The sequence below is a fragment of the Nostoc edaphicum CCNP1411 genome, assembly GCF_014023275.1.
In the GTDB taxonomy this organism is placed as follows: Bacteria; Cyanobacteriota; Cyanobacteriia; order Cyanobacteriales; family Nostocaceae; genus Nostoc; species Nostoc edaphicum_A.
In genome coordinates this window covers 530,872-556,878 of the sequence record NZ_CP054698.1, presented here as the reverse complement: position 1 = coordinate 556,878, position 26,007 = coordinate 530,872, and the positions used below count along the sequence as shown (strand labels likewise).

Here is a 26,007-nt window from a genome sequence, read left to right as displayed (position 1 = left end):
GATTTTGAGAAAATTTTGGAATTAACAAAATAGGAGCGTAAGAAACCCTTTTATAAAGTAAATCTTAAATTGTCGGGTGCGTTAAAGCTATCGCTAACTGAACTCGGAACTGTTTTGCTCAATTACAGTTTTCTAACGTTTGTTAACCAAGATATTGTCCTGGGAATTATAACGCTAGTATACAGATATTCTCGTAAAAACTTATGAGCGCCAAAGTTGATGGAACTTTAAGGATCGCTGGCTACCGAACTATAGAACAACTATATTCAGGTTCTCGCACCCAAGTGTATCGGGCAGTTAGAGAATGCGATCGCCTGCCAGTTGTCATCAAGCTCTTAAAACGAGAATACCCGACTTTTAGTGAATTAGTACAGTTTCGCAACCAATATGCGATCGCTAAAAACATAGATATTCCCGGCATTATCAAACCTTATAGTCTGGAAGCCTATCATAATGGCTATGTTCTAGTCATGGAAGACTTTGGTGGTGTTTCCTTGCGGCAATTTACTCAAGGAAAAACACTAACATTAGAGCAATTTTTACCAATTGCTTTGCAACTGCTAGACACTTTACACCAGTTACATCAACAGCGCATCATTCACAAAGATATTAAGCCAGCCAACATCTTGATTCACCCTGACACCAAACAAATCAAGTTGATTGACTTCAGTATTGCCTCACTCTTACCACGAGAAACCCAGGAGATCCAGAGCATCAAGGGACTGGAGGGAACACTAGCCTATCTGTCGCCAGAGCAAACCGGACGGATGAACAAGGGCATTGACTACCGTAGCGACTTCTATTCATTAGGTATAACTTTCTTTGAACTACTGAGCGGAAAACTGCCCTTTGAGTCCTATGACCCGATGGAGTTGGTGCATTGCCACATTGCGAAACTACCACCCTGCGTCTGCGATTTCAACCCCGATTTGCCATTGATGCTGGGCGAGATTATCCACAAACTGATGGCGAAGAACGCCGAAGACCGCTATCAGAGTGCTATGGGACTCAAACATGACCTTGTTACCTGCTTAGAACAGTGGCGAGAAACAGGCAAACACACCTGGTTTGATTTAGGACAGCGAGATATCAGCGATCGCTTTCTCATACCGGAAAAACTCTATGGGCGGGAATCGGAGGTACAGACTTTACTAGAGGCATTTGGTCATGTCGCCAATGGTGGCTGCCAACTGATGCTGGTGGCAGGTTTCTCTGGCATTGGCAAAACCGCAGTCGTCAATGAAGTGCATAAGCCGATTGTGCGATGGAATGGCTACTTCATCAAGGGCAAATACGACCAATTCAACCGCAACATTCCTCTGTCTGCGTTTGTACAAGCCTTTCGTGATTTGATGGGACAGTTGCTTAATGAAAGCGATACTCAACTGGAGCAATGGCAGAGCCAGATTTCAGCAGCAGTTGGAGAGAACGGACAACTCCTGATTGAGGTGATTCCTGAATTAGAGCAGCTGATCGGCAAACAGCCTGCGTTCGCCCAACTATCGGGTAGTGCGGCACAGAACCGCTTTAATCTGCTGTTCCAGAAGTTTATTCAAGTCTTCACCACCAGAGAGCATCCGTTGGTAATATTTCTCGATGATTTACAGTGGGCAGATTTAGCATCGCTCAATTTGCTGAAGTTGTTAATGTCTCAGAGCGATTGCGGCTATCTATTCATTATTGGTGCATACCGCGATAACGAGGTTTTTGCAGCTCATTCACTGATGTTAACGGTAGATGAAATTGAAAAAGCATCCTCCAGCGTTAACACTCTGACTCTATTTCCATTGAGTCAAGCAGATGTGAACCATTTAATCTCTGATTCCCTCAGTTGTGCAACGGAACAAGCATTGCCGTTGACAGAGTTAGTCTATCAAAAAGCCAAAGGCAATCCCTTTTTCACAACTCAGTTTTTGAAAGCACTACATGAGGATGGGCTGATTACCTTTGATTTCGAGGCAGGTCTTTGGCAGTTTGATGTAGCGCAAGTACAATCCCTTGCTTTCACCGATGATGTGGTGGAATTTATGGCACAACAGCTTCAGAAATTGCCACCCAACACTCAAAATGTTTTGAAACTGGCAGCCTGTATTGGGAATCAGTTTGATTTGGCGACGTTAGCGATCGTCTCTGAAAAGTCACAGATGGAAACTGCCTCAGACTTGTGGAAAGCATTGCAAGAAGGATTGATTATTCCCACCAATGAGGTTTACAAGTTTTATCAAGATTCGTCATTGGTCATTGGTCATTTGCAAAGGACAAATGACAATGGACAAAAGACAGGTTACAAATTTTTGCACGATCGCGTCCAACAATCTGCCTACTCTTTGATTCCTGACGACCAAAAACAGGCAACTCATCTCAAAATTGGGCAATTGTTGTTACAGAAGACTTCGCTTAACGATCAGGGCGAAAAACTGTTCGATATCGTCAATCATCTCAATGTCGGACAATCTTTGATTACCCAACCATCTCAACGCCAGGAACTCGCCCAGTTGAACCTTGCTGCTGGACGTAAAGCGAGATCAGCAACAGCTTACAGTGCTGCGATCGCCTATTTGAAGACAGGCATTGATCTGCTGCCTAGCGATCGCTGGCAAAATCAATACAATCTCTGTCTCGCCCTCTACGAAGGTGCAACAGAAGCCGCTTACCTGACTACCGATTTTGAACAGATGGAGCAGTTAGCAGAAACAGTGCTGACTCATACCCATTCCTGGCTGGATCGCGTCACGACCTATCAGGCTAAAATCCAAGCTTGCATTGCCCAAAATCAATATCTAGAAGCTTTGCGGCTGGCACGAGAAGTCCTCAAACACCTGGGGGTATATCTGCCAGAGGAACTTACCCAGGTAGAAATCAATCAGGCGCTCCAACATACTCAAACACTCCTGGACAACAGATCGATTGAATCACTGTTGGAGTTACCCGAAATGACCGCACTGGAGCAAAAAGCGGCAATGACTGTGATATCGAACATTATGTCTGTTGCTTATCAAATTGCTCCAAACCTATTACCCTTGCTCACCTTTATTCAAGTCGATTTATCCGTGCAATACGGGAATGCAACAGAGTCAACCTATGGCTATGTTCAGTACGGGTTGATGCTGGTTGCGATCTTAAAAGATATTGATGCGGGCTATCGCTTTGGACAACTAGGGATGAATCTATTGCAGCACATTAATGCTCGCAAATTCGCGGCTAAAACCATTTTTGGATTTAACGTCTCGCTCAGACATTGGCAAGAACCCGCCAAAGATACCCTGGATGGATTTCTGCAAGCTTACGCCAGTGGACTCGAAACGGGTGATATTGAATATATTGCCCTCAGTCTCATGTGCTACAGCTACACCGCTTATTTCACTGGACAAGAACTTTCTGCCCTCAAACAAGTGATGGACTTGCACCGCAAGATCATCCAGCAATATCGTCAGGATGGCTACCTGCACATTCAAAGTATTTACTACCAAGCGATACTCAATCTGCTCGAACCTACGCCCGAACCGGATCGGTTGTGTAGTAAAGACTATGATGAGGACGAGATGATTCAGTTTCATCTCGAAGCCAATCAATTACTGGCACTCTGTCAACTTTATTTTAATAAACTCCTTCTTTCCTATCTGTTCCATCGACATGAACAAGCGTTAGAAAATGCCCGTCTAACAGAACAGTATTTGGGAGCAGCAGTAGGACTCATGCACCTTCCGCTGTTCTATTTCTACGATGCGCTGGTGCGATTAGCGATTTATTCAACAGCCAGTCAGACAGAGCAAACAGCTATTCTAGATCGGGTTTTTGCCCATCAAGAGAAACTCCAGGAGTGGGCATCTCATGCACCCAGCAATCAGACTCACCGCTGTGCGCTAGTTGCCGCAGAACGGTGTCGAGTTTTAAATGAAAAAGCCGAGGCCATAGAATTGTACGATCGCGCCATTGCCCTTGCGAAAGAACACGGCTACACCCAAGAAGAAGCACTTGCAAACGAACTAGCAGCTAAGTTCTACCTCGACTGGGGTAAATGGCGCATTGCCCAAGAATACATCACCCAAGCCTACTATGGCTATGCTCGTTGGGGCGCTAAAGCCAAAGTTGCCGACTTGGAACGACACTATCCCCAACTCCTCGCCCCCATCCTCCAGCAAACCCGTTCTCCCCTCTCAACTAACGAAACTGTCTTTACATTGGAGAGTTTCACCTCCACCAGTTCCGGCACTTCCAGTAGTAGCAGCGTATCTGTTGCTTTAGATTTAGCAGCCATTCTCAAAGCTTCTCAAACCCTTTCTGGGGAAATCGAACTCGAAAAACTGCTTTCAGCTTTGCTGCATATTGTCATTCAAAATGCTGGAGCCGATAAGTGTGTATTCATACTTTTGGAGTCAGATCGGTTGCTAGTTCAGGCGTTAGCACAGGTTTCCCTGAGCGGGGTACAAAACCAGACGACCAACATCGATTTTTTCCCGATGTTGCTCAACCCGCAGCCCGTTGAAGACTCTGTTGATGTACCAATTGGCTTAATTAATAACATCAAACGCAACTTACAACCAGCAGTGATTATTGATGCTACGGTGCATCAGCAATTAATTAATGACCCGTATATTCAGCAACAGCAGCCCAAAAGTATCTTGTGCATCCCGATTTTGCATCAGGGTAAGTTGCTGGGCATTTTGTATTTGGAAAACAATTTGGCAACTGGAGCCTTTACAAGCGATCGCGTTGAGCTACTGAATTTACTTTGCGCTCAAACTGCAATTTCTCTCGAAAATGCCCGACTTTATCGAAATTCCCAGAACTACGCTCAACAATTAACACAATCTCTAGCCAAATTGCAGGCTAATGAAATCCGCTTCCAAAATTTGACGAATAATATTCCTGGTATGGTGTACCAATTCCGTTTGGCGGCTGACGGTTCAACTTCAACACCCTACGTTAGCTCTGGCTGTTTGGACTTGTATGGCTTAGAACCAGAATCAGTGATGACAGGGACGCATAGCCTTTACGCCATGAATCATCCTGACGATCAACCAGCTATTGCCCAAGCGATCGCCTACTCTGCTCAAAATCTGACACCATTTGACATAGAATGTCGGATTATCCTGCCTTCAGGAACCGTAAAATGGATTCAATCTCTTGCTCGGCCAGAGCGACAAGTCGATGGCGCAATCGTCTGGGATGGGGTGATGATTGATATTAGCGATGTCTACAACGAGCTACGCTTACGCAAACAGGCCGAAGCATCTCTAGCCAAAGAACGAGAGTTTTTGAATGCCATCATTCACAATATTACAGATGGGATTGTTGTTTGTGATGCTAATGGTAAATTGACTCTATTTAACAAAGCAACTCGTGAATTTCATGGCTTACCAGTAGAATCATTACCAGCAGAACAATGGGCAGAATACTTCGATCTTTATCAACCTGATGGTCAAACACCTCTATTAAAAACCGAAATTCCTTTGTTTCGTGCCTTGCAAGGGGAAATAGTCGAAAATGCCGAAATGGTAATTGCGCCAAAGCATGGTTCTAAGAGAATTTTGTTAGCTAGCGGACAAGCGATCTTCGATCCTTCGGGTAACAAAGCAGGTGCGGTAGTTGTGATGCGAGATATTAGCGATCTCTACGAGGAGCTTCGCTTACGCAAACAAGCTGAACTTGCCTTGCAGCAAAAATCACAAGATTTGCAACAAGCATTGAACGATTTACAAAACGCCCAATTGCAAATTGTCCAAAGTGAAAAAATGTCAGCGCTGGGGAATCTAGTTGCTGGTGTGGCTCACGAAATGAATAATCCCCTTGGTTTTATAGCTGCTAGTCTCAAGCAAGCTAAACCCACTGTTGCTGATATTTTTGAACACTTAAAGCTTTATCAAGAAAGTTTACCCAACAAAAATGATCAAATTCTTAATCACGCCGAAGAAATCGACTTGGATTATAGCTTAGAAGACTTGCCCAAGATGATTGATTCTATGACTATGGCGTGCGATCGCCTAAAAAATATCAGCACCAGTTTACGAACTTTCTCCCGTGCCGATAAAGATTATAAAGTGCCGTTTAATATTCATCAAGGCATCGACAGCACGATTTTAATTTTGAAACATCGTCTCAAGGCTAACGAGCAACGCCCTGCAATTGAAGTGATAACTGAGTACATCACTTTACCTCAAGTTGAGTGTTTTCCTGGACAATTAAATCAAGTATTTATGAATATCTTAGCAAATGCCATTGATGCATTGGATGAATCAAATACAAATCGGAGTTTTGAGGAAATTCAGATTAATCCTAACCGCATAACAATTAAAACATCACTAGAAATTAAAGGTGTAAAAATTACAATTGCTGACAATGGGAAGGGAATGGCTCAAGAGGTAAAACAAAAGATATTTGACCATTTATTTACGACGAAAGCTGTTGGCAAAGGAACAGGATTAGGACTCGCGATCGCCCGTCAAATTATTGTAGAAAAACATGGCGGAGCGATCGAAGTTAATTCTCAACTTGGCGAAGGAACTGAATTTATGATTCAGCTACCATTGTCGGCATAAATGAGATAATTGCAGTTTTTGTAGGATAAAAATAAATTGTCGCTGCCCTAACTATGTCTTTGTGATGATTTATCGCATTTTTAGGTAGAATTTTCATCAAAAAACCTTAACCGAACCGTATTGAATGCTGAGTAATAAGTGAGATTCCCTACTCAGCACTCAGCACTCAGAACTCAGCACTCTTCAAGCCTTCCCCGCCACCACCGAATTTTTCACCAAAAGTTGTACTGCTGCTTGATATTGCAGATCCGCTTCAGTGCCAATCTCTTCGCGGTTAATGGCTGCTTGGGAAATAACTGTATCCGGTTTAATACCTAGTTTGTTAATATCCCGGTGTTGAGGAGTTTCATACTTAGCAATTGTGACTGCCAAGCCCGAACCATCTGATAATTCAAATAAGGATTGAATTAAGCCTTTTCCAAAGGTGGTTTCGCCTACCAACTGTGCGCGACCATTATCTTGGAGTGCGCCGGCGAGAATCTCACTGGCACTAGCAGTTCCTTGATTCACCAAAATCACCAGAGGATCGTTCGTCAGGGCTGGGCCAAGGGCTTCAAAACTGCCCTGAATGCCTTGTCGGTTAACAGTGTAAACGATGGTGCCAGAGTCTAACCAAAGACGGGCGATTTCAATTCCTGATTGCAATAGCCCCCCAGGATTATTTCGTAAATCTAGAATGTAGGCAGCAGCCCCTTTTTTTTCTAGACTAGAAATAGCGTGTGCCAATTCCGTTGAGGCGTTGGCATTGAATTGAGTCAGGCGTAGGTAACCAATAGGCGTATTGTCCGTAGAAACACGCAATTCGGAAACCACAGGGTTAAGAGCAATGCGATCGCGTGTCAGTCTAATTTCCGTTTCTGCTTCTCCGTCCCGTTCGATCAGTAAAGTGACAAGGCTGCCACTCGGCCCGCGCATTCTGGTTGCAGCTTCATCAAGGGTGAGATTTTCTGTAGAGACGCCTTCAATTTTGAGAATGCGATCGCGTGGTCTAATCCCCGCTTTATCTGCCGGTGAACCGGCGATGGGAGCCACTACTTCTAACTTCCCATTCTCAGAATTCAAGGCAATTTGTAATCCTACCCCAGTCAGTTCCCCAGAAGTATTTACCTGCAAGCTGCGATACTGTTCTGGATCTAAAAAACGGGTAAAAGGATCGTCGAGGCTCTTGAGCATTTTCCCAATTGCCGCATAACTGGCATTTGAGTCTGCCAATGGCTTCTCCAGAACCTTTTGCCTGACTGCTGCCCAGTTTTGATGATTAAACGTCTCATCTAGATAAGTGCGATTAACAATTCGCCAAACTTCCGAAACCAGCTTTTGTTCCGTCGTCAAAGCCAGAGCCGGCTGGGTGAGCGTACCCAACGCCAACCAAAACGCCATTAGCAATGAAAATCCAACCCGAAAGACTTGTTTGTTCATGAACCCCATTATCAATTCCACCTCAACCCAAATTGGCTAGAAATGCTCACTTCCCCTGTTGTTGATGAAATCTATCTCTCGATTATGTTACTTTTTTTATAGAAGTGGTGCATTTTTCTCATCAAGTTGTTCAGTCAACTGATGCATCGTATCCACTCACCAAAGGATAAAATCTACTTTGTGTCCACCATTTTGTGTGTAGGGGCGTAAAGAGATCGCAATATATTCTATCTTTACAGAGTGTAAAGTTTCTGAAGTCTCTTAGCACGCTAAAAGCTGACAAGCAAACTAAAAAACTCCCCTTTACTAAAATCCCAAAATTGCTAATTGGGAGAGAAGTCTGAGCGAAGGCTTCTGCCGATTCAGAACTTCGGGATTTATCAACCGCAACCGACTTTTAGGAACTTGAGATTGTATGGCCAACGTTTACGACTGGTTTGAGGAACGCCTAGAAATTCAGGCGCTCGCTGAAGATGTCACTAGCAAGTACGTCCCTCCCCACGTCAATATCTTTTACTGTCTGGGTGGAATTACCCTGGTTTGCTTTCTGATCCAGTTTGCCACTGGATTTGCCATGACGTTCTACTACAGACCAACAGTTACTGAAGCTTTCTCCTCAGTAGAATACATCATGAATGAAGTCAACTTCGGTTGGCTAATTCGCTCCATCCATCGCTGGTCTGCGAGCATGATGGTGTTGATGATGATTTTGCACGTCTTCCGGGTTTATCTTACTGGTGGTTTCAAAAAGCCCCGCGAACTAACCTGGATAAGTGGTGTGATCCTGGCTGTGATTACAGTTTCCTTTGGAGTTACCGGCTACTCCCTACCTTGGGATCAAGTTGGCTACTGGGCTGTGAAAATCGTTAGCGGCGTACCAGAAGCAATTCCCGTGGTTGGTGTTCTGATTTCTGACCTGTTGCGCGGCGGTTCGAGTGTTGGTCAAGCAACACTAACTCGTTACTACAGCGCCCACACCTTTGTACTGCCTTGGTTGATTGCAGTCTTCATGCTGTTTCACTTCTTGATGATCCGCAAGCAAGGCATTTCCGGTCCTTTGTAATCTTTAGCTATTAGCAAAAGGCAACATTTATCAGTTTTCAGATCAAGTTGTTTGTTTTAAACTTATGAAACACAAGAAATTAATTGCACATAAGTTACAAAAAACAAACACTTGTATCTGAAGCTTAAAGCTGTAGATGCCCTCCAGGCGGCTGACTGTAGATAGAGAAACACTGTTTGCCCCCTGCTGGTTGCCTAGTAGCTGATAGCTTTCACAAATGCTTTAATTTAACTTAAGCAGGAGAGCACATTTCAAAATGTCAACACAAAAAAAACCTGACCTGAGCGATCCTCAGTTAAGAGCCAAACTCGCTAAAGGCATGGGTCACAACTACTATGGTGAACCCGCTTGGCCTAATGATCTACTTTACGTCTTTCCAATTGTGATCATGGGTTCCTTCGCTGCCATTGTGGCTCTAGCTGTGCTAGATCCCGCAATGACTGGTGAACCAGCAAATCCTTTCGCCACACCATTGGAAATTTTGCCAGAGTGGTACTTGTATCCAGTCTTCCAGATTTTGCGATCGCTTCCTAACAAACTTTTAGGAGTGTTAGCAATGGGTTCCGTACCAGTAGGTCTAATCCTCGTTCCCTTTATTGAGAACGTGAATAAGTTCCAAAACCCCTTCCGCCGTCCAGTTGCAACCACAGTATTCCTTGTTGGTACTCTTGTAACCGTATGGCTGGGTATTGGTGCTGCTTTGCCATTGGATAAATCTTTGACCTTGGGACTATTCTAAATTAGTCACCACAAAGTGCTTTGACGCCTGTGAGTTTCAAGAGCAGATGCAGATGTGCTTTTGAAAACAATTAACAGGCGTCAATTTTAACAAGAGAAGCAGGAAGACTGTGTGTTGAAAGCAAGAGATAAATTCCTTCCTCCCACCTGCCTCCTGTCTTCTACCTTCTTCAATAGTTCAGATTGCATCTGGGATTTTGAAGTTTTGGATGGAAAAACTATTCCAGAATCTCAAATCACCAAAAATCAACAAATACAAACATTTTTTACTTACTTAACGTAAGTTGCTAGTTACAACCCTCCGAATGCCAAAATCGTTCATGTTTTGTATTTTGGTACGCAGAATATGTAAATTTAGATTTTTTTATGTCAGAGAAATTTTGCGAGTAGCGCAAAATTTAATAACTAGCAACTTGGGTTTACTTATATTCAAGTCACAGTTAATGCTTACTATAGTGCAGCAAGACCATCTGACGGTTAAGAGCGAACTCAGGCTCCTAAACCAGGTGCAAGAATGGTTTGAGCAATTTTGTCTGCAACATTTGTCTCAACTTGGCTGGTCAAAAACCCAACTTGATCGCCTTAATTTAGCATTAGCAGAAGGCTTTACCAACGCTGTTCGTCACGCTCATCATGCTTTACCGCCGGAAACAACTATTGAGATTAATGTTTATTTGTGGATTGACCGACTAGAGATTAGAATTTGGGATTATGGAAAACCTTTCAATCCTGATGCGATCGCAGAGCCAGCCCCAGGTACTCTACAAGTAGGCGGGTATGGATGGTTTCTCCTCCGGCGGTTGGCAGACCGTGTTGTATACGAACGCGGTACAGATGGTAGAAATTGCCTGCTCATCGTCAAATACTCTGTAGAAGCACAAAAGTAAAAGTGAAGTAGTCAAGGGTAAAGGAAGGTTAAGAATACTTCTGATGCCAATTTTGGCTTTTGAGCGGAGGCGGGGCGTAGGGAGAGAGTACCGACGGAGTGCGAGGACTTGTCTTCTCTAGGTTCGCGCAGCGTGTCGTAGACAGACGCTCTTGCTCGCTTGGTTATACTTAACAGCAAGACAAAAAAATCTCCTGTGGTCGCCGCTGCTAAATTTCAGCCACTCACTTTAAAAAGCACCATCATAAGGAGTCTTTGCTCAAATGTAAAGTTATTTGATTGATAAAAGTATACTCCTTTTTCAAAATTATTTGAATTGGAGTAATGTATTTTTTACGTGAAATTGCTTAGTAATTATGATTTTTTTGTAAAATTTCAAAGAATATTTTTGTATAAAAAAAATTAGTGAATACAGTAAAGATAGCATTCGAGTTACACTAGCTCACTTGTTAACATTTGTCAGCAGTGTTGAGAGCCTTATTTTTTGTTCTCCAACAAATGCCATTTTGTGCTTAAAGAGATAGAGAGAGCAGGGGAGAAAATATGACTAAGACAGCCCTAATTACAGGAATTACTGGTCAAGATGGCTACTATCTCAGCCATTTGCTTCTCAACCGTGGTTATCGTGTTGTAGGATTAGTGCCTCCACATCGACAACCGAATTTGACAAAACTGGGCACACTGGCAAATCAGGTAGAAATTTTTACGGTTGACTTGAGGGATAGTGCGGCGCTATTGACCGCAGTTGAACAACTACGTCCCCAAGAAATTTACAATCTAGCGGCTCCCAGTTTTGTCCCCGACTCCTGGAACGATCCGTTGGGAACCCTAGACTTGATAACTGGTACAGCTACTAGACTCTTAGAAGCAGTACGAAAAGTTGGTTTGTCTACCAGATTTTATCAAGCCAGCAGTTCAGAAATGTTTGGCGATGTATTCCTCTCGCCTCAAGATGAGGAAACTCCTTTCCGTCCTAAAAATCCTTATGCTGCGGCTAAGATGCACGCTCACTGGACGATGGTGCATCACAGACAGCGCTATGGACTATTTGCCTGTAGCGGAATTTTATATAATCACGAGTCTCCTCTACGTGCACCTCAGTTTGTCACACGAAAAGTTTCTTTAGCAGTCGCGTCGATAAAATTGGGTTTAACGGACACCTTAGAAATGGGTAATCTAGATGCCAAACGCGATTGGGGGTTTGCGGGAGATTACGTAGAAGCGATGTGGCTGATGTTGCAAGTTGACGAACCCGAAGAATATGTGATTGGTACAGGTAAACTGCATAGTGTTAGAGATTTAGTTGCCACAGCTTTTGAGTCTGTCGGCTTGGATTGGACACACCATGTAGTCCTAAATACTAGTTTATTGCGGCAAGATGAGCATTTTCAACTAGTAGCTAACCCCAGTAAAGCGAAAAGAAACCTCGGCTGGGAACCCCAAGTGAGCTTTGAGGAACTTTTAGAAAAAATGGTCAAAACAGATTTGGAGCGCTTACAGAGTGGTGCAATCGCACCCTTACCGCGAGTTTAAATGATCTAATATGCACATCACTACAGTGGCAGAAAACCTCAAGTTAGGTCATAAAGTTAACAAAAAAACTAACCATGTCTTCGTGTTCTTAGAAATTTTTGCTCACGAAGGTGGTATTCAATCATATATAAAAGATATTTTTCGTGCTTATCTGGGATTGAGCCAAGACTACAAGGCAGAAGTCTTTTTGCTAAGAGATAGTCCTGATAGCTTAAATGTGTTTGAAGACGAGAACTTAAAATTTCATTACTTTAAAAATCAGTCTCCCTATTTGGGGAGACTGCAAATGGCAGCGGCTTTACTTAAATGTCTGTTGCAAAGCCGTCCCCAGCAAGTGTTCTGCGGTCATATTAACTTAGCAGTACTAGTACAAACTCTTTGCCAGCCTTTAGGCATTCCTTACACTGTGTTAACTTATGGTAAGGAAGTCTGGGAACCGCTGAAAAATCAAGAACGCCGCGCCTTGATATCAGCAATTGGAATTTGGACAATTAGTCGCTACAGCCGCGATCGCGCTTGTGTTGCGAATAGTCTAAACCCCAAAATGGTACAAATGATGCCTTGTGCAATTGATGGAGATAAATTTACACCTGGTTCCAAGCAGCCAGAATTACTCCAGAAGTATGGCTTTACTGGTGCTAAGGTGTTGATGACAGTAGCGCGGTTATGGTCAGGGGATATTTACAAGGGTGTAGATGTCACCATTCGGGCATTACCACAAATCGCTCAGGTTTTTCCAGAAGTCAAATATTTGGTAATTGGTCGCGGTGATGACCAACCGCGATTGGCGCAGCTAGCACAAGATTTAGGTGTGAGCGATCGCGTCGTATTTGCTGGTTTCGTTGCTACAGAAGAATTAATGGAACATTACCGCCTTGCTGATGCCTATATTATGCCTTCGCAAGAAGGCTTTGGCATTGTTTATCTGGAAGCAATGGCTTGTGGAGTACCTGTATTATCTGGTGACGACGATGGTTCCGCTGACCCCTTGCAGGATGGTAAACTGGGATGGCGAGTACCACACCGCAGTCCTGATGCTGTAGCAGCGGCTTGTATAGAAATGCTTCAAGGGGATGACCAGCGATGTGATGGAAAGTGGCTGCGAGAACAAGCGATCGCTCTGTTTGGCATAGATGCCTTCCAACAGCACTTGCAAAAAATGCTTATATCCTCAGTTTTGAGTCCCAATAACAAATGACTAAAATCGCTATCCTAGAAGGAGAGCAGGACGACATTTAAAAAATGAGCTTTAAGTCATTTCAATTGAACCTTTTAAATCTCCGACCTTGGCTCACCCTGCTGGCAGTTATTTGGTTGCTGGCATCACTGGGCTTGGGTTGGTTGGTCAATTCGTTACTAATTATTGTCGGGTTGCTGTTTTTGGCACCCATTGTGGCTTTTTTTGGCTTTCGTTGGTGGCTGCAACGCAACTTGGTTGCCGATCAGTGTCCCGTCTGTGGATATGAATTTACAGGTTTAAACAACAGTCAGTTGCAGTGTCCTAACTGTGGAGAGTCACTGTTAGTACAAGATAGTCATTTTCAGCGCTTCACACCAGAAGGCACAATTGATGTCACTGCTGTGGAAGTTCCAGCCAAATCGCTGGAAGATTAGTCATCGGTCATTAGTCATTAGCGAAGTCCAAATGACTAATGACTATTTATTTTTTTGCGAGATTGAGAGGGTGTAGTTATACTCTTGTTGTGATAGTTCGCCCACGTACAGCGAGTATTTTCCTGCCTGCCAGTAACCAGAAAGTTCTGACTTACCTCCAGAGTAACTATCTGCTAGTACACAAAAGCGCCCTCCAGGCCCGTCGATCAATAGCGTTGGTTTCCCTTGACTCTCTACTGTTAATCGCAAATAAGGTAGTGACTCCGTAACCTGGATCACTTGATTAGGTTCAGTGGTAATATTGCCACAATTGCTTTTCACAGTTCCCCCAGACTTTCCGTTCAAAATCAGTGGATCTGGTTGGAGATTCCGATTAATTTGGATTGTTGGTGTTTGTGCCAAATTAGCCTCAGTGAAAACCAAACTCATCGCCAAAGCTGTGGGAACAATTGCAAGTAGCCTAAGCGTCTTCATTTTAATTAATGCTCCAGATTTTTTTTAGAGCAATATTGTTATATGGTCTGATTTAATAGACGACGGCAAGCCGTCTTAGTTCCAAAATCTGCCGTATAAAGTAATACCATTCAGTTAAGGATTGTTTGTGAAGATTTGATGGATGTGTGTAGAGACTTTGCATTGCAACGTCTCTACATCAGAAATTGGGCTTACGCAAAACTACATGCTGTAGGGGAAAATTCATCAATTGCCCCTACCTGAAAAAAGGGTTTTAGCTATTGTTTGCATAAGCCCTGACAAATATTGATGTCTGAAAGGCAACAATAAAAAAACATAATTTTTCCCTGTGCAGACAGGTCTTACAGGCACAGACATTAGCTAAAATCACTAAGACAACCACCAAAAATATAATTTGGCTGGTCTGTTGAATAAGTGTGCTAACTGAGGTAGAAAAAATTGATGAATCCTCAACCAGAAGAAGACTTACAGCGTCGCCTCGATAAGCTAGAGGCAGAAATTAATTCCCCACCTGGGGTGGTTTCCGAACCACAAGAACAAAAACAAACGCCTCAGTCTGTTTTTGCTAACTTGAACTTGCAACTAGAGCGATTTCAGATTTGGTTCAACAGCTTATCTGGAACAAAAAAGCTGGTAGTTTCGGGTGTAACGGTGCTAGTGAGCTTGGCGATGCTGCAAGCAGTGTTTAAACTAGTTGCATCTGTAATCAGTCTGGCACTTTTGGCAGTGTTAGTGTATGTTGGATACAAATTTTTTGTGTCTGGTAGCTTTCAACGTAAGCAATAAGTTGACATGCATTTACTTTGCACTCTGCTCGGAGTTATGAAAGTCAGGAGCCAGAATACAAAGGGTTCCTGACTTATGACTTCTAAAGTCTATTTCAATATGCTTTTCTTTTTGCTGATCAGCTTAGTCTATTTTAATTGTGCCGAGAACGGCGTAGAAATAATATCAAAGGAAATTATGCGATGACCTCACCAATTGTCAGGAGAAGTAATCAATCTGGTCAGTCAAAAGAACCGGAAAGAGCCAATTCGCTGTTGCTAGCAAGCAGGCGTTTTGCTGCTTGGGCGGCTGAAATCACACTAGTGGTTACTAGTGGGTTGATTCCCTTCGGCATTGGTGTCTATGCCAATTCTAGAAGCGATCTGAACCGAGTACCGCTTAACCCCGTGCTGGTAGTCACGGAAAGAGCGATCGCTAGACCCTTAGCTTTGCCTGTGAGCTATGGCATCCGTAACGTCGCATGGCCAACTAATATTTTGTGGACAATCGCCCTGTTAGCACCTGTAACTCTCTCATGGTGGCAATTGTATTTACTAGCTAAGACTGGTAGCACAATCCCTAAACGTTGGTTAAAAGTGCGGGTTGTCAACGAGCAAGGAAAGCCACCTGGTTTGGGCGCAGTGGTGATTAGAGAAGGAGTTGGGCGTTGGACTGTACCCATTTCCATCGCCTATCTGCTGTGGCGCTACAGCTTTGCTTTTCCGAATTTAGGATTATTCACATTTTTGTCTTTGTTGATGATTGTGGGTGAAGGGATAGGCTTACCGTCACGTCGGGGGCGTCGCGCATTGCACGATCAACTCGCAGGCACTCATACAATAGATGTACTCTTAGCTAGCAACAGACAAGCTCAATCTGTCAGCGGTAATGATGAAGCAGAAGAATGGCAGGAGGGAAATGAAGAATTAGCGGAAACCCAAACCAACCATTCGCCTAATCTGTGGCGGCGGATACAACAAAATCCCAATCTAACTTTGTTTGGGGTAGGGCTGACGAGTATGACTGCTGTGTTGGCAACTTTAATTGGCACTCAAGTTTATATCCAAATTCAACAATCCCAGCGAACAACCAAGCAAATTAATAGCCAACAGTTCCTCGAACTTGTCAAACAATTGACTCCCAACTCTGGGGCGACTAATGAGCAACGCCAAAGTGCAATTCTAGCTATGGGTGGTCTTAATGACCCACAATCCATTAAATTTCTGGCAGATTTATTAGTTAGTGAAACCAACTCTAGTCTTCTGGATACGATTCAACAAGCTTTGACAACTGTCGGGCCTCAAGCCATCCCTGAATTAAAAAATAAGAATCAGTTTTTGGTTAGCGAACTGGAATCTGTGGGTAGCACTGCAACCAAAGAGCGGGAATTGCGGCAAGGGCGGCTGCAAAGAAACCAGCGGACGATCAACAAGATTCTCTCTGTTTACAGCGGGAAAATCGAGGGCGTTGACCTTAGTAGCACCCAATTAGGTCAAAGCGGTACTCCTGGAAGTTCCTTCTTCAACTTGGTACTAGACAGCCTTGATTTATCAGGAGTTAAGTTTAAATCTGCAAATCTTAACCAAGCCAGCTTTAAGGGTAGCCGCTTCCGGAGTGCGGGTGAGGATGGACGCTGGGATACTTACGACGATGTGATGGCTGATTTAAGCCAAGCTCAGTTGCAGCAAGCCAATCTTACTGATGCTAACCTCAGTCGTGTATTGATGAACCGTACCGACTTGAGCCGCGCCACTCTCAATAGAGCTAACTTATCCAATGCGCGTCTATATGACGCTAAACTCAATAGCACCCAACTAGTAGGAGCCGATCTGCGAAACGCAGTTTTGGAAAAAGCCAGCTTGACTGGAGCTGATTTAGGTGACGCCAAATTGAACGAAGCCAATCTGTATGCCGCGCGTTTAGGTCGCGCCACTGCTATAGGAACACAATTATCCTTTGCCAATTTAACTAACACTGATTGGCAAGGGGCAGATTTATCAGGAGCCTATTTGGATCGTGCTAATCTCAGCAATGCTAACCTCAGCGCCACTCGTTTAGCTGGTGCTGTTTTGCGTTCTGCCCAGATGGAAAACGTTAACTTGCAAAATGCCGACCTAAGTCTTGCAGATTTACGGGGGGCGAATGTCACCGGAGCAGATTTTAAGGGAGCAATTCTCGCCCCCAGCAAACAAGATCCAGCAGATCAATTTGTCCAAACCCCAGATTTAGGCTCAGTATCTGCCGTAGTCCAAGGTGTTGATTTTTCTCAAGCTAAAAATTTAGATGCCAAGCAATTAGCCTACATTTGTACTCAAGGAGGCATTCATCCCCGTTGCCCGTAGAATGAGAGGGGGAGCAGAGGGGCAGGAGGCAGGGAGCAGGGGAGGATGAGGGAGATGAGGGGGACAAGGCGCATAACCAATGAATGCCCCATGCCCAATGCCCAATGCCCAATGCCCAAATTCAAAATGGTGTGAGGAGTTAGGTGATGAAATATATTCCATATTTGGTTTCAGTTTTGGGGGCTGGCTTGGTCTTGAGTCTGGCGACTACTAAACCAGCACAAGCTCAAGTAGCCTATGGTAGTTATATCGGTATAGGCCCCACTATTGGTGTTACCGATGGTATCCAACTCGGAGGGGTGATAGCGGGACGATACAAGCTTTTGGAAGCACCGATTTCACTGCGTGCCCAAGTGTTAATTGGTAATAATACGGCAATTGTGCCAACGGTTTCCTACGATTTCCCCCTGAACTGGCAAACTGATGCCTACCTGGGTGCTGGATTAGTGTTGGCTGGTGGTGGTGGTTCTTCTCCTGTGGGCGACAAAATTAGTTTTGCTTTACAACCGGGCATTGATTACATGATCCCAAATAGCAATACTGTGCTTTTTGGCAACGCCATCATTGCTTTTGATGCCTACCGTGATAGCGGTGGTACAGCTATCTCTGTACAGGGTGGTGTTGGTTTGAGATTTTAATGGGCAGATGAAAATCCTATAGCGATCGCTATACCTAAGAAGCGTTAAACTTCATTGCAAATTAAGAAGTTAGTCTAAACAACGTGATAGTTTTTGGTCATGAAGAGAGATAGCACAGGATTAACACAGGAGAACACAGTGGCAATGGAATCAAATTTATTAACGGATGCGGGCGCAGATGAAATGAATCAAGATTTCAGTGAATATGTTGCCAACCTGCAACTTCACATGACTCTGCAAGCTCGCAATCTTGTTCCAACCCTGAAGCAAACACTGGTAGATAGTCGCCAGCAATTACTCCATCAAACCCAAGCCAACTTTGAAAAGCTAGTTTCTCGACAAGGGCTATAAATATATACAAATTTTAATCAAAATTCAAATAAAATAAGGGCAGATGTTGTTGGGTCAATGCCAATGGTGTTCTCACAAGGTCTGCTTTTTCTGCTTCTTTAAGTATTAAGTTACTAAAATCACCCTTTTGGCACAATAGTAGAAAGCAGAAACTAGTTAAGATGATTGCAGCAGTTCCTTTGAAGAGCAGTTAGTTACGGCTAAATGTCGGCTCGAATAAAAATGACTTCATTACTTCCCAGAAACCTCAGCGTTGTTATCCGACCAGTCCAATACCGGGATCTGGACGGGATTGAGCGCATAACTCAAGAGTCATTCGCAGCCCTAACTCCCAAGGGAGCAGGTTTTGCCATCAGCCAGATGCAAAGGCTGCGTCGCTGGTATGGATTACTCAAATTTTTAAGCTGGTTTCCTAACCCGCTCCAGTATCGCCTCTGCGCCTATGTAGCAGAGCAAGGGCGGTTACTTCTAGGCATGATTCAAGTGTCACCCTTTAATCGGACACGCAGCACTTGGCGGATTGATCAAGTGCTACTAGAGCGTGGTGTCGATAAACAAGGAATTGGTTCGCAACTTTTGCGTCATTGCTTTGAATCGATTTTGGAAGCTCGCACTTGGCTACTGGAAGTTAATATTAACGACGTTGAGGCGCTGGCACTATATCGACAAAATGGATTCCAGCGTCTGGCAGAAATGACTTACTGGGAAATTGGGCCAGAATTGCTGGCTGAATTGGCACAAGCAGAGCCAGATTTGCCCAACCTCATGCCAGTGAGTAATGCTGATGCCCAGTTGCTATATCAACTAGATACGGCATCAATGCCACCTTTGGTGCGTCAAGTTTTTGACCGCAATACCCGCGACTTTAAAACCAGCTTGTTCGGCGCTTTAACTGATGCAGTGAAGCAATGGCTGACCAAAACAGAAGTGGTGAGTGGTTACGTATTTGAACCCCAACGCAAAGCTGCGATCGGCTATTTTCAGGTGCAACTTGACCGTAAGGGTGAAGTTCCCCATGCTGCAACGCTGACGGTTCATCCTGCTTACACCTGGCTGTATCCAGAATTACTATCTCAACTGGCTCGTATTGCCCAAGATTTTCCCCAGCAAGGGTTACAGCTAGCCTCTTCAGACTATCAGGCAGAGCGAGAAGAGTATTTGGAGCGAATTGGGGCAAAACGCATAGAACATACATTAGTTATGTCTCGCTCTGTGTGGCACAAGCTACGGGAGTCTAAATTCGTCTCCTTAGAAGGAATCCAGTGGACTGATATGCTGCAAGGTTTACAACCGGCACGTAAACCTATACCAGGTGGAATGTCATGGATACAACCAGGAAAGCTGCCATCGTCAGAGAAACCACTGCCAAGTAAGTCAGAACCGATTAACTTTTCGGGAAAAAACCCTAGCATGGAAGCATCGCTGATTCCTGAATCAGCAGATGTACAACAGGAGAATTAGTGTGATATCCCAAGAGCAATCAAAACCGTTTATTTCAGCCTTGGGACTAGATTTTGGTCGCAAGCGAATTGGTGTGGCTGGGTGCGATCGCACGGGTTTAATTGCCACGGGGATCACCACAATTGAGCGTGCATCTTTTGAGCAAGATGTCGAGCAAATCCGACAACTAGTTAATGAACGCGAGGTGCAAGTTCTAGTGATGGGCTTACCTTATTCAATGGATGGCTCAATAGGATTTCAGGCGCGTCAAGTTCAGAAATTTACTACAAGACTTGCTAAAGCACTAAAACTGCCTGTGGAATATGTGGATGAGCGATTAACTTCATTTCAAGCAGAGCAACTGCTGATAGCTGAAAACCGCTCCCCGTCACGCAATAAAGGTTTGATTGACCGCAAGGCAGCCGCTTTGATTTTGCAACAATGGCTGGATGTTAAGCGTGCCAGTTCCCGTAGTTCAGTGGCGGTTATTGAGTATTGATACCTTTTAACATGATATTCTGAAAACGATTAGCCAGCAGTTGTATCTACGTATAAAGCTATTTGATTGACATAATCTGTCATTAATGATAGTGAAGCGATTTTCAAAGTTGCTGGTATTTATTAAATTTTTACATTTCGGCTATGTTTTCCCCTCCATTTCCTGAAGAAAATGATAACGCTCATGCGGGTTCCATCACTTTAACCGATGACAAAGGGCGATCGCTCGACTGTTACATAGAGCATTCCCTGGAGGTAGATGGACAAGAATACGTTTTACTTCTTCCTGTAGACTCACCTGTAGAAATTTTTTCTTGGGAAGGCGACGATGAGGAAGAAGAAGCAGTTCTAGTAGAAGACGACAACATAATTGAGCAAATTTTTGCTAATGCTCAAGCTGTACTATCTGAGCAGAACCTGATACTAAAGAACACAGCTTATGCTCTGACAGTTGCAGGCGATTTACCACCAGTTGAAGAATCAGAACTCTTCACCTTAGAAATCGAAGACGAAGGTGAAGATTTAGAGCCAGAGCAATTACAGCTACTCGCTAGCTTCTATGATGAAGATCAGGAGTATGCAATTTATACACCACTTGATCCACTGTTGTTTTTTGCACGGATAGCAAAAACAGGTGAACCTGAATTACTTTCTCCAGAGGAGTTCCGCCAAGTGCAGCCTCTGTTAGAGGAACATCTTTTTAATGAAGTGGAATAAGATAAAAAATTCAAAATGTTACATTTTCATTTTGAATTTTTTAATTGGTAATTTTGATTGTCATCACAATCTAGTTAAACCTTTTACCATATCTCATTAAATGTGGAAGCAATGAAAGACTAGCACTAAATTGCGACAATTAATGTTGTTTAAAATCCTGAAAAAAGCATTTTAGTTGGCAGAGATTTTCAATTCCATTATCCAAAATTGCTATGAGGTGCTGAAAATGGCTTATAGCGACTTTACATTAAGTAAATTTAAAAAGTCATTCAGCATCCGCATTGATGAAGAAACTGATTTGTGTGCGGACATAAAACCTCTACAGGCAAGCGAAAAACTCAAAAATTCTTTAGAAGAAACTACAGAACTGGCTTTAGCAATTAATACTGAAAAATCTCGTTCAGAAATGATTATCACTCCAATATTGTTGGAGGTAAGACGCAGGGCTAATTATCCAATTAGTTTATTTTCAGGAACAGATTTTAATGTAGATCCACAAAAGGGTCTGAATGGCTATTGTGACTTTATCATCAGTCGTTCTAAAGAGCAACTAACAATTAATGTGCCTGTAGTGGTTATTATTGAAGCCAAAAATGAAAATATTAAAGGTGGATTAGGTCAATGTGCAGCAGCCATGTTGGCAGCACAATTGTTTAATCAACAAGAAGGGAATGAAATCAGAAAAATTTATGGTGCAGTAACAACAGGGGATATTTGGAAGTTTTTGAAGTTAGAAGAAAACAATATATTTATTGATTTGAGTAATTATTACATCAAAGAAATAGATAAGATTTTAGGGATTTTATCTCAAAGTGTTCAGGGAGATATTCCAGGATCGGGTTCGACTAACTAAACTATATTGGGTTATGCTCATTTGTCTTAGCTATCTACATTTGACTGTTGACTATGGTCTGGAACAATCTTTTACAGCCTGACTTGATTTTAGAAGGTTCAGTGTTGAACCTAACACCAGATATTATCCAAAAATACGGGCTTAAAGGGCTGGTATTGGATGTAGATGAAACTTTGGTACCCTTTACAGTCGGGATAGCTTCCCCAGAACTACGAGAGTGGGTAGAGCAAATCCGCACCTGTACTGCATTGTGCTTGGTCAGTAACAATCTGAGTGAAGCGCGAATTGGTGGCATTGCGCGATCGCTCAACTTGCCTTACTACTTGGGTGCAGCCAAGCCTTCCCGACGCAAAATTAGGGCAGCACTTAGGGGAATGGATCTACCAGTGCATCAAGTGGGAATGGTAGGCGATCGCCTGTTTACCGATGTCATCGCAGGTAATCGCCTGGGAATGTTTACCATTTTAGTTGAACCGATTGTTCATGCCGATGCGGCTCTCCGCTCTCATCCCATCCGCAACTTTGAAGTTTGGATATCTGAAATTCTGGGAGCCTCCATCACCCCCAAGAAAACTAAGATTCACAAAAGTTGAGAAGTCGTCAGGAAAGTAAATCTAAAGAAATCATTAAGGAATCTTTATGGAATCCAAAAATCGGGGATCATAAGTATTAATAACATGGGGTCAGCCAAAAAAGACCCTAACTCATACTAAGTAAATATACACCCGTAAAGCGTCAACCTTCACCATAGAAGGATTGGCGCTTTACAATTTCTTTAGTCATTTGTCCTTTGTCATTTGTCCGTTGTCATTCGTCAGTTACTAATGACCAATGACTAATGACCAATGACTAATGACCAATGACCAATGACTAGTGACCAATGACTAAAACAATTGTTGTCAAAATCGGCACATCTAGCCTAACTCAACCAGAAACGGGACAATTAGCACTTTCTACCATCGCTACCTTGGCGGAGACACTTTGTAATTTAAGACGCCAAGGACATCGGGTGATTTTGGTTTCTTCTGGTGCGGTGGGCGTGGGTTGTGCGCGGTTGGGTTTAACTGAACGTCCCAAAGCGATCGCACTCAAACAGGCTGTAGCAGCAGTTGGACAAGGTAGGTTAATCCGTATATATGATGATTTATTTACTACCCTCCAACAGGCGATCGCTCAAGTATTATTGACACGCAGTGATTTGGTACAGCGCAGCCGCTATCTCAACGCCTACAACACCTTCCAGGAACTACTGGGACTGGGAGTGATTCCTATAGTCAACGAAAATGATACCGTGGCAATAGACGAACTAAAGTTTGGTGATAATGATACTCTTTCGGCATTGGTTGCCAGTTTAGTAGAAGCAGATTGGCTATTTTTGCTCACCGATGTCGATAGGTTGTACTCAGCCGATCCGCGTTCTGTGCCAGATGCGCGGCCAATTGCTCTAGTTAGTAGCATTAAGGAATTAGCTCAATTACAGATACAAACAGGTTCCCAAGGTTCTCAGTGGGGTACTGGCGGGATGGCGACAAAAATTTCGGCTACGAGAATTGCCATTGCGGCTGGGGTGCGGACTGTAATTACCCAAGGGCGATTTCCTCGGAATATCGAAAAAATTATCCAAGGTGAACTGATTGGGACGCATTTTGAACCACAACCAGAACCAACTTCGGCGCGTAAACGTTGGATAGCTTACGGTCTAGTACCTGCGGGAAAATTGTATTTAGATGAAGGTGCGATCGCGGCAATTTCTCTAGGGGGAAAATCGTTATTAGCTGCTGGAATTAAAGCCGTAGAAGGAGAATTTGACACACAAGATGCGGTGCAATTATGTGACAGCAACGGTAACGAAATTGCCAGAGGACTTGTGAATTACAACAGCAATGAACTGCAAAAGATTCGTGGGTGTCATTCACGAGAAATTTCCACTATTTTAGGTTATGCAGGTGTGGAAACCGTGATTCATCGAGATAATTTGGTTTTGACTTAAAATGGGAATTAGATAAATTTGGTAACTACTAACTGAGAGAGTACAAATATTATGACTCAAACGTTAGAAAATGCTGTTAACTTACCAGAAGAACAACGCTTTTTTCGACATGGGTTAAGTTGGGAACAGTTTAAAGCAATTCAAGCTAGCTTTGAAAATGTGCCAGGGGTGCGGTTGTTTTATTGTGAGGGAATTTTAGAAATTGTGAGTATTGGTAAGCCTCATGAGGCGATTAAGTGTTTAATTGGTTTGCTCTTGGGGCAGTATTTCGTGGAACAGGGTATTGAGTTTTTCCCCAGTGGGAGTTTTAGTCAGGTTATTCCTAAGATATTAGAATATCAAGCTGACTTATCTTATTGCTTTGGAACCGACAAACCTATACCAGACCTCTGTATTGAAGTAGTGATTACTAGCGGTAGTCCCATAAAATTACAGAAGTACAAATTAATGGGAGTCCCGGAAGTTTGGTTTTGGGAAGATGGCACAATTGAAGTCTACTGCTTACGAGAACAAGAATATGAGAAAGTTGTTAATAGTGAGTTGCTAGCAGAATTAGATTTATCTCTGCTCAATCGTTGTCTGTTGTTATCGTCTCCCTTAGAAGCGATTAGGGAATTTCGCCAAGATATTCAACAGTAATAATGAAACGATTAGTGATTTTTAAATTTCGTCACATTCTTAACCAGTTTTTCACAAGCGAGCTTGTTTCGTGAAGACTCCATAAACTATTCTTACCGTGCGGTAGTATAAGTATGTTTAGAATTTAACTTTGCTAATCAATACACATCCGCATCTGCCAACTATATGGATTTGAGTAATATACCGAAACCTATTTGGTACGCCCTGACTGGATTTCTCTTGTTGACTATAGGCTATGGGGCTGCAACTCACGTTCCAGGGCTGAATACCTCAGATAAAGAAAGCGCTGAAAATAAACCTTCTACAGTACTAAACTCAAGTAGTGTAAAAGTTAGCGTTTTTGATGAAGCGACTCAAGTTCCTATAGTTGGCGCAAAAGTAATAATGGAGTCTGAAGGTGGGTCTGATACAGATACAACTGATAATTTAGGCGCTTTCCGAGTTCAAATACCAACTACAGATTACGTTAAAGTTCGCATATATAAAAATTCTTGTGAGCCTTATAAGCAAGACTTAAATTTGAAAAGTAACCCAGATAGACCTAAACCTATTTTCTTGAAATGCTCAGTACCTCAAAAGAAGTCTACGCCTAATAGTTAACTTTTTCAGTATTCTTAAATGTTATCACTGCGCCAGCATTTTCAGCGGATTAAAGAAATAGTTGACTGGAGTTGGACACTAGCCATTTTGTGTATGGTCGGTTATATAACTTTGGGACAACTCGCTCAATTGTACTGGGCTATGGTGGTGTTTGGAGGATTAGCCGGTAGCTTCGGTCTATTTTATGAATTTTCCTGTGAAAAACTAGCAGATTTAAATGCTATTGAGGATACATACAAACTTCAAAAGGTAATTGCAACCTCAGCTTTGGCTCAAGATTTACTTGGGAAATTCGCTCACAGAAACCCTGAGATTACAAATCAGTTTCCTGGTTTTGATCAACTAAGATATAAAGTCAGCAACATCAGAGCTACTTCTGCCGCTAAATTCAAACAACGGGTTAATCAACAAACAAAGACACCATCTCAAAGCTCATCTCAACCACAGTCTCCAAAACCAGCACAAGCAACTCCCCCATACACACCACCGAAAAGGGAAGCACAACCTCCTCTGAGAAACTCATCTCAACCGCCATCTCAAAAATCGGTACAACGAATTCCACTATACCCACCTCTGCAAAAAAAACCACCAAAGCCTCTAAGAAGGGCAACAAAAGAAAGAATTACGCCAAAAGAGTATAAGACAATTTCTAATACAAGTGATTATGTATATATCGGGCCTTATGAGAGAAATGGTAAGCTGGTGAATTTAAATGGGCATTACAGGCGAAAACCGAGAAGGTAATTCGCTACTTTTTATTGCTTGCTATTATATACAGCAGTTTTCTTTTGCATGAGGTACAAAGTCACTGGTTTTGAGGCAGGAGGAAGTAAGAATAATTTGATTTGTGAATCCTTGGTTCTGTACCTCTGCTGTATCCCTCTTCTGTCACTTTCCGGGAAAGTGAT

The 26,007-nt window shown here is 43.1% G+C and carries 22 protein-coding genes; 20 read left to right on the top strand and 2 right to left on the bottom strand.

Features of this window, described 5'->3' with window-relative positions; translation table 11 throughout:
* Positions 1 to 203: 203 nt before the first annotated feature.
* Positions 204 to 6,539 (top strand): ATP-binding sensor histidine kinase, encoded by a 6,336-nt coding sequence (locus HUN01_RS05085; RefSeq protein ID WP_181930362.1) that lies wholly within the window; start codon positions 204 to 206, stop codon positions 6,537 to 6,539.
* A gap of 183 nt (positions 6,540 to 6,722) precedes the next feature.
* Here HUN01_RS05085 and ctpA read toward each other — a convergent pair whose 3' ends face one another.
* Positions 6,723 to 7,967 (bottom strand): carboxyl-terminal processing protease CtpA, encoded by a 1,245-nt coding sequence (ctpA, locus tag HUN01_RS05080; protein WP_181930361.1) that lies wholly within the window; start codon positions 7,965 to 7,967, stop codon positions 6,723 to 6,725.
* A 406-nt stretch (positions 7,968 to 8,373) separates the two neighbouring features.
* Between ctpA and petB the strand changes: the two genes are divergently transcribed.
* From petB to HUN01_RS05050, 6 genes are all read left to right on the top strand, one after another.
* Entirely contained in the window at positions 8,374 to 9,021 is a 648-nt protein-coding gene (gene petB / locus HUN01_RS05075; RefSeq protein ID WP_181930360.1) for a cytochrome b6, read from the top strand.
* A gap of 256 nt (positions 9,022 to 9,277) precedes the next feature.
* Positions 9,278 to 9,760 carry a cytochrome b6-f complex subunit IV gene (gene petD, locus HUN01_RS05070; RefSeq protein ID WP_181930359.1) on the top strand — a complete coding sequence of 161 codons (483 nt, stop codon included), beginning with the start codon at positions 9,278 to 9,280 and terminating at the stop codon, positions 9,758 to 9,760.
* 442 nt (positions 9,761 to 10,202) lie between these two features.
* The gene (locus HUN01_RS05065) at positions 10,203 to 10,646 is read left to right on the top strand and encodes an ATP-binding protein (protein WP_069068486.1); all 444 of its coding nucleotides are present in this window, start codon (positions 10,203 to 10,205) and stop codon (positions 10,644 to 10,646) included.
* 542 nt (positions 10,647 to 11,188) lie between these two features.
* Positions 11,189 to 12,178 (top strand): GDP-mannose 4,6-dehydratase, encoded by a 990-nt coding sequence (locus HUN01_RS05060; protein ID WP_181930358.1) that lies wholly within the window; start codon positions 11,189 to 11,191, stop codon positions 12,176 to 12,178.
* Positions 12,179 to 12,188: 10 nt separating this feature from the next.
* Positions 12,189 to 13,376: a glycosyltransferase family 4 protein gene (locus tag HUN01_RS05055; protein WP_181930357.1), complete on the top strand. Its 1,188-nt coding sequence runs from the start codon at positions 12,189 to 12,191 to the stop codon at positions 13,374 to 13,376.
* Between the two features lie 44 nt (positions 13,377 to 13,420).
* Positions 13,421 to 13,792, top strand: coding sequence for a hypothetical protein (locus HUN01_RS05050; protein WP_069068449.1), 372 nt, complete (start codon positions 13,421 to 13,423; stop codon positions 13,790 to 13,792).
* A 42-nt stretch (positions 13,793 to 13,834) separates the two neighbouring features.
* Here HUN01_RS05050 and HUN01_RS05045 read toward each other — a convergent pair whose 3' ends face one another.
* On the bottom strand, positions 13,835 to 14,266 hold the full coding sequence (locus HUN01_RS05045; RefSeq protein ID WP_181930356.1) for a hypothetical protein: 432 nt from the start codon (positions 14,264 to 14,266) through the stop codon (positions 13,835 to 13,837).
* 441 nt (positions 14,267 to 14,707) lie between these two features.
* Between HUN01_RS05045 and HUN01_RS05040 the strand changes: the two genes are divergently transcribed.
* The 13 genes from HUN01_RS05040 to HUN01_RS04980 all read left to right on the top strand — a co-directional run bounded on the left by HUN01_RS05040 (position 14,708) and on the right by HUN01_RS04980 (position 25,843).
* Positions 14,708 to 15,052: a hypothetical protein gene (locus HUN01_RS05040; protein ID WP_181932564.1), complete on the top strand. Its 345-nt coding sequence runs from the start codon at positions 14,708 to 14,710 to the stop codon at positions 15,050 to 15,052.
* Positions 15,053 to 15,234: 182 nt separating this feature from the next.
* Positions 15,235 to 17,373: a pentapeptide repeat-containing protein gene (locus HUN01_RS05035; RefSeq protein WP_181930355.1), complete on the top strand. Its 2,139-nt coding sequence runs from the start codon at positions 15,235 to 15,237 to the stop codon at positions 17,371 to 17,373.
* Positions 17,374 to 17,519: 146 nt separating this feature from the next.
* Positions 17,520 to 18,011 (top strand): hypothetical protein, encoded by a 492-nt coding sequence (locus HUN01_RS05030; protein ID WP_181930354.1) that lies wholly within the window; start codon positions 17,520 to 17,522, stop codon positions 18,009 to 18,011.
* Positions 18,012 to 18,155: 144 nt separating this feature from the next.
* Complete coding sequence (locus HUN01_RS05025; RefSeq protein ID WP_069068445.1) at positions 18,156 to 18,362, top strand: hypothetical protein; 207 nt, start codon at positions 18,156 to 18,158, stop codon at positions 18,360 to 18,362.
* 204 nt (positions 18,363 to 18,566) lie between these two features.
* Positions 18,567 to 19,823 carry a GNAT family N-acetyltransferase gene (locus HUN01_RS05020; protein WP_181930353.1) on the top strand — a complete coding sequence of 419 codons (1,257 nt, stop codon included), beginning with the start codon at positions 18,567 to 18,569 and terminating at the stop codon, positions 19,821 to 19,823.
* Position 19,824: 1 nt separating this feature from the next.
* Positions 19,825 to 20,301, top strand: coding sequence for a Holliday junction resolvase RuvX (gene ruvX / locus HUN01_RS05015; RefSeq protein ID WP_420832774.1), 477 nt, complete (start codon positions 19,825 to 19,827; stop codon positions 20,299 to 20,301).
* Positions 20,302 to 20,444: 143 nt separating this feature from the next.
* Entirely contained in the window at positions 20,445 to 21,017 is a 573-nt protein-coding gene (locus HUN01_RS05010) for a DUF3727 domain-containing protein (protein WP_069068442.1), read from the top strand.
* 226 nt (positions 21,018 to 21,243) lie between these two features.
* Positions 21,244 to 21,870 carry a hypothetical protein gene (locus HUN01_RS05005; RefSeq protein WP_181930351.1) on the top strand — a complete coding sequence of 209 codons (627 nt, stop codon included), beginning with the start codon at positions 21,244 to 21,246 and terminating at the stop codon, positions 21,868 to 21,870.
* Positions 21,871 to 21,923: 53 nt separating this feature from the next.
* Positions 21,924 to 22,463 carry a YqeG family HAD IIIA-type phosphatase gene (locus HUN01_RS05000; RefSeq protein WP_181930350.1) on the top strand — a complete coding sequence of 180 codons (540 nt, stop codon included), beginning with the start codon at positions 21,924 to 21,926 and terminating at the stop codon, positions 22,461 to 22,463.
* 287 nt (positions 22,464 to 22,750) lie between these two features.
* Positions 22,751 to 23,860, top strand: coding sequence for a glutamate 5-kinase (proB, locus tag HUN01_RS04995; RefSeq protein WP_181930349.1), 1,110 nt, complete (start codon positions 22,751 to 22,753; stop codon positions 23,858 to 23,860).
* A 51-nt stretch (positions 23,861 to 23,911) separates the two neighbouring features.
* The gene (locus HUN01_RS04990) at positions 23,912 to 24,499 is read left to right on the top strand and encodes a Uma2 family endonuclease (RefSeq protein ID WP_181930348.1); all 588 of its coding nucleotides are present in this window, start codon (positions 23,912 to 23,914) and stop codon (positions 24,497 to 24,499) included.
* A 165-nt stretch (positions 24,500 to 24,664) separates the two neighbouring features.
* Complete coding sequence (locus HUN01_RS04985; protein WP_181930347.1) at positions 24,665 to 25,099, top strand: hypothetical protein; 435 nt, start codon at positions 24,665 to 24,667, stop codon at positions 25,097 to 25,099.
* A gap of 18 nt (positions 25,100 to 25,117) precedes the next feature.
* Positions 25,118 to 25,843, top strand: coding sequence for a hypothetical protein (locus tag HUN01_RS04980; RefSeq protein ID WP_181930346.1), 726 nt, complete (start codon positions 25,118 to 25,120; stop codon positions 25,841 to 25,843).
* The last annotated feature ends 164 nt before the right edge of the window (positions 25,844 to 26,007 follow it).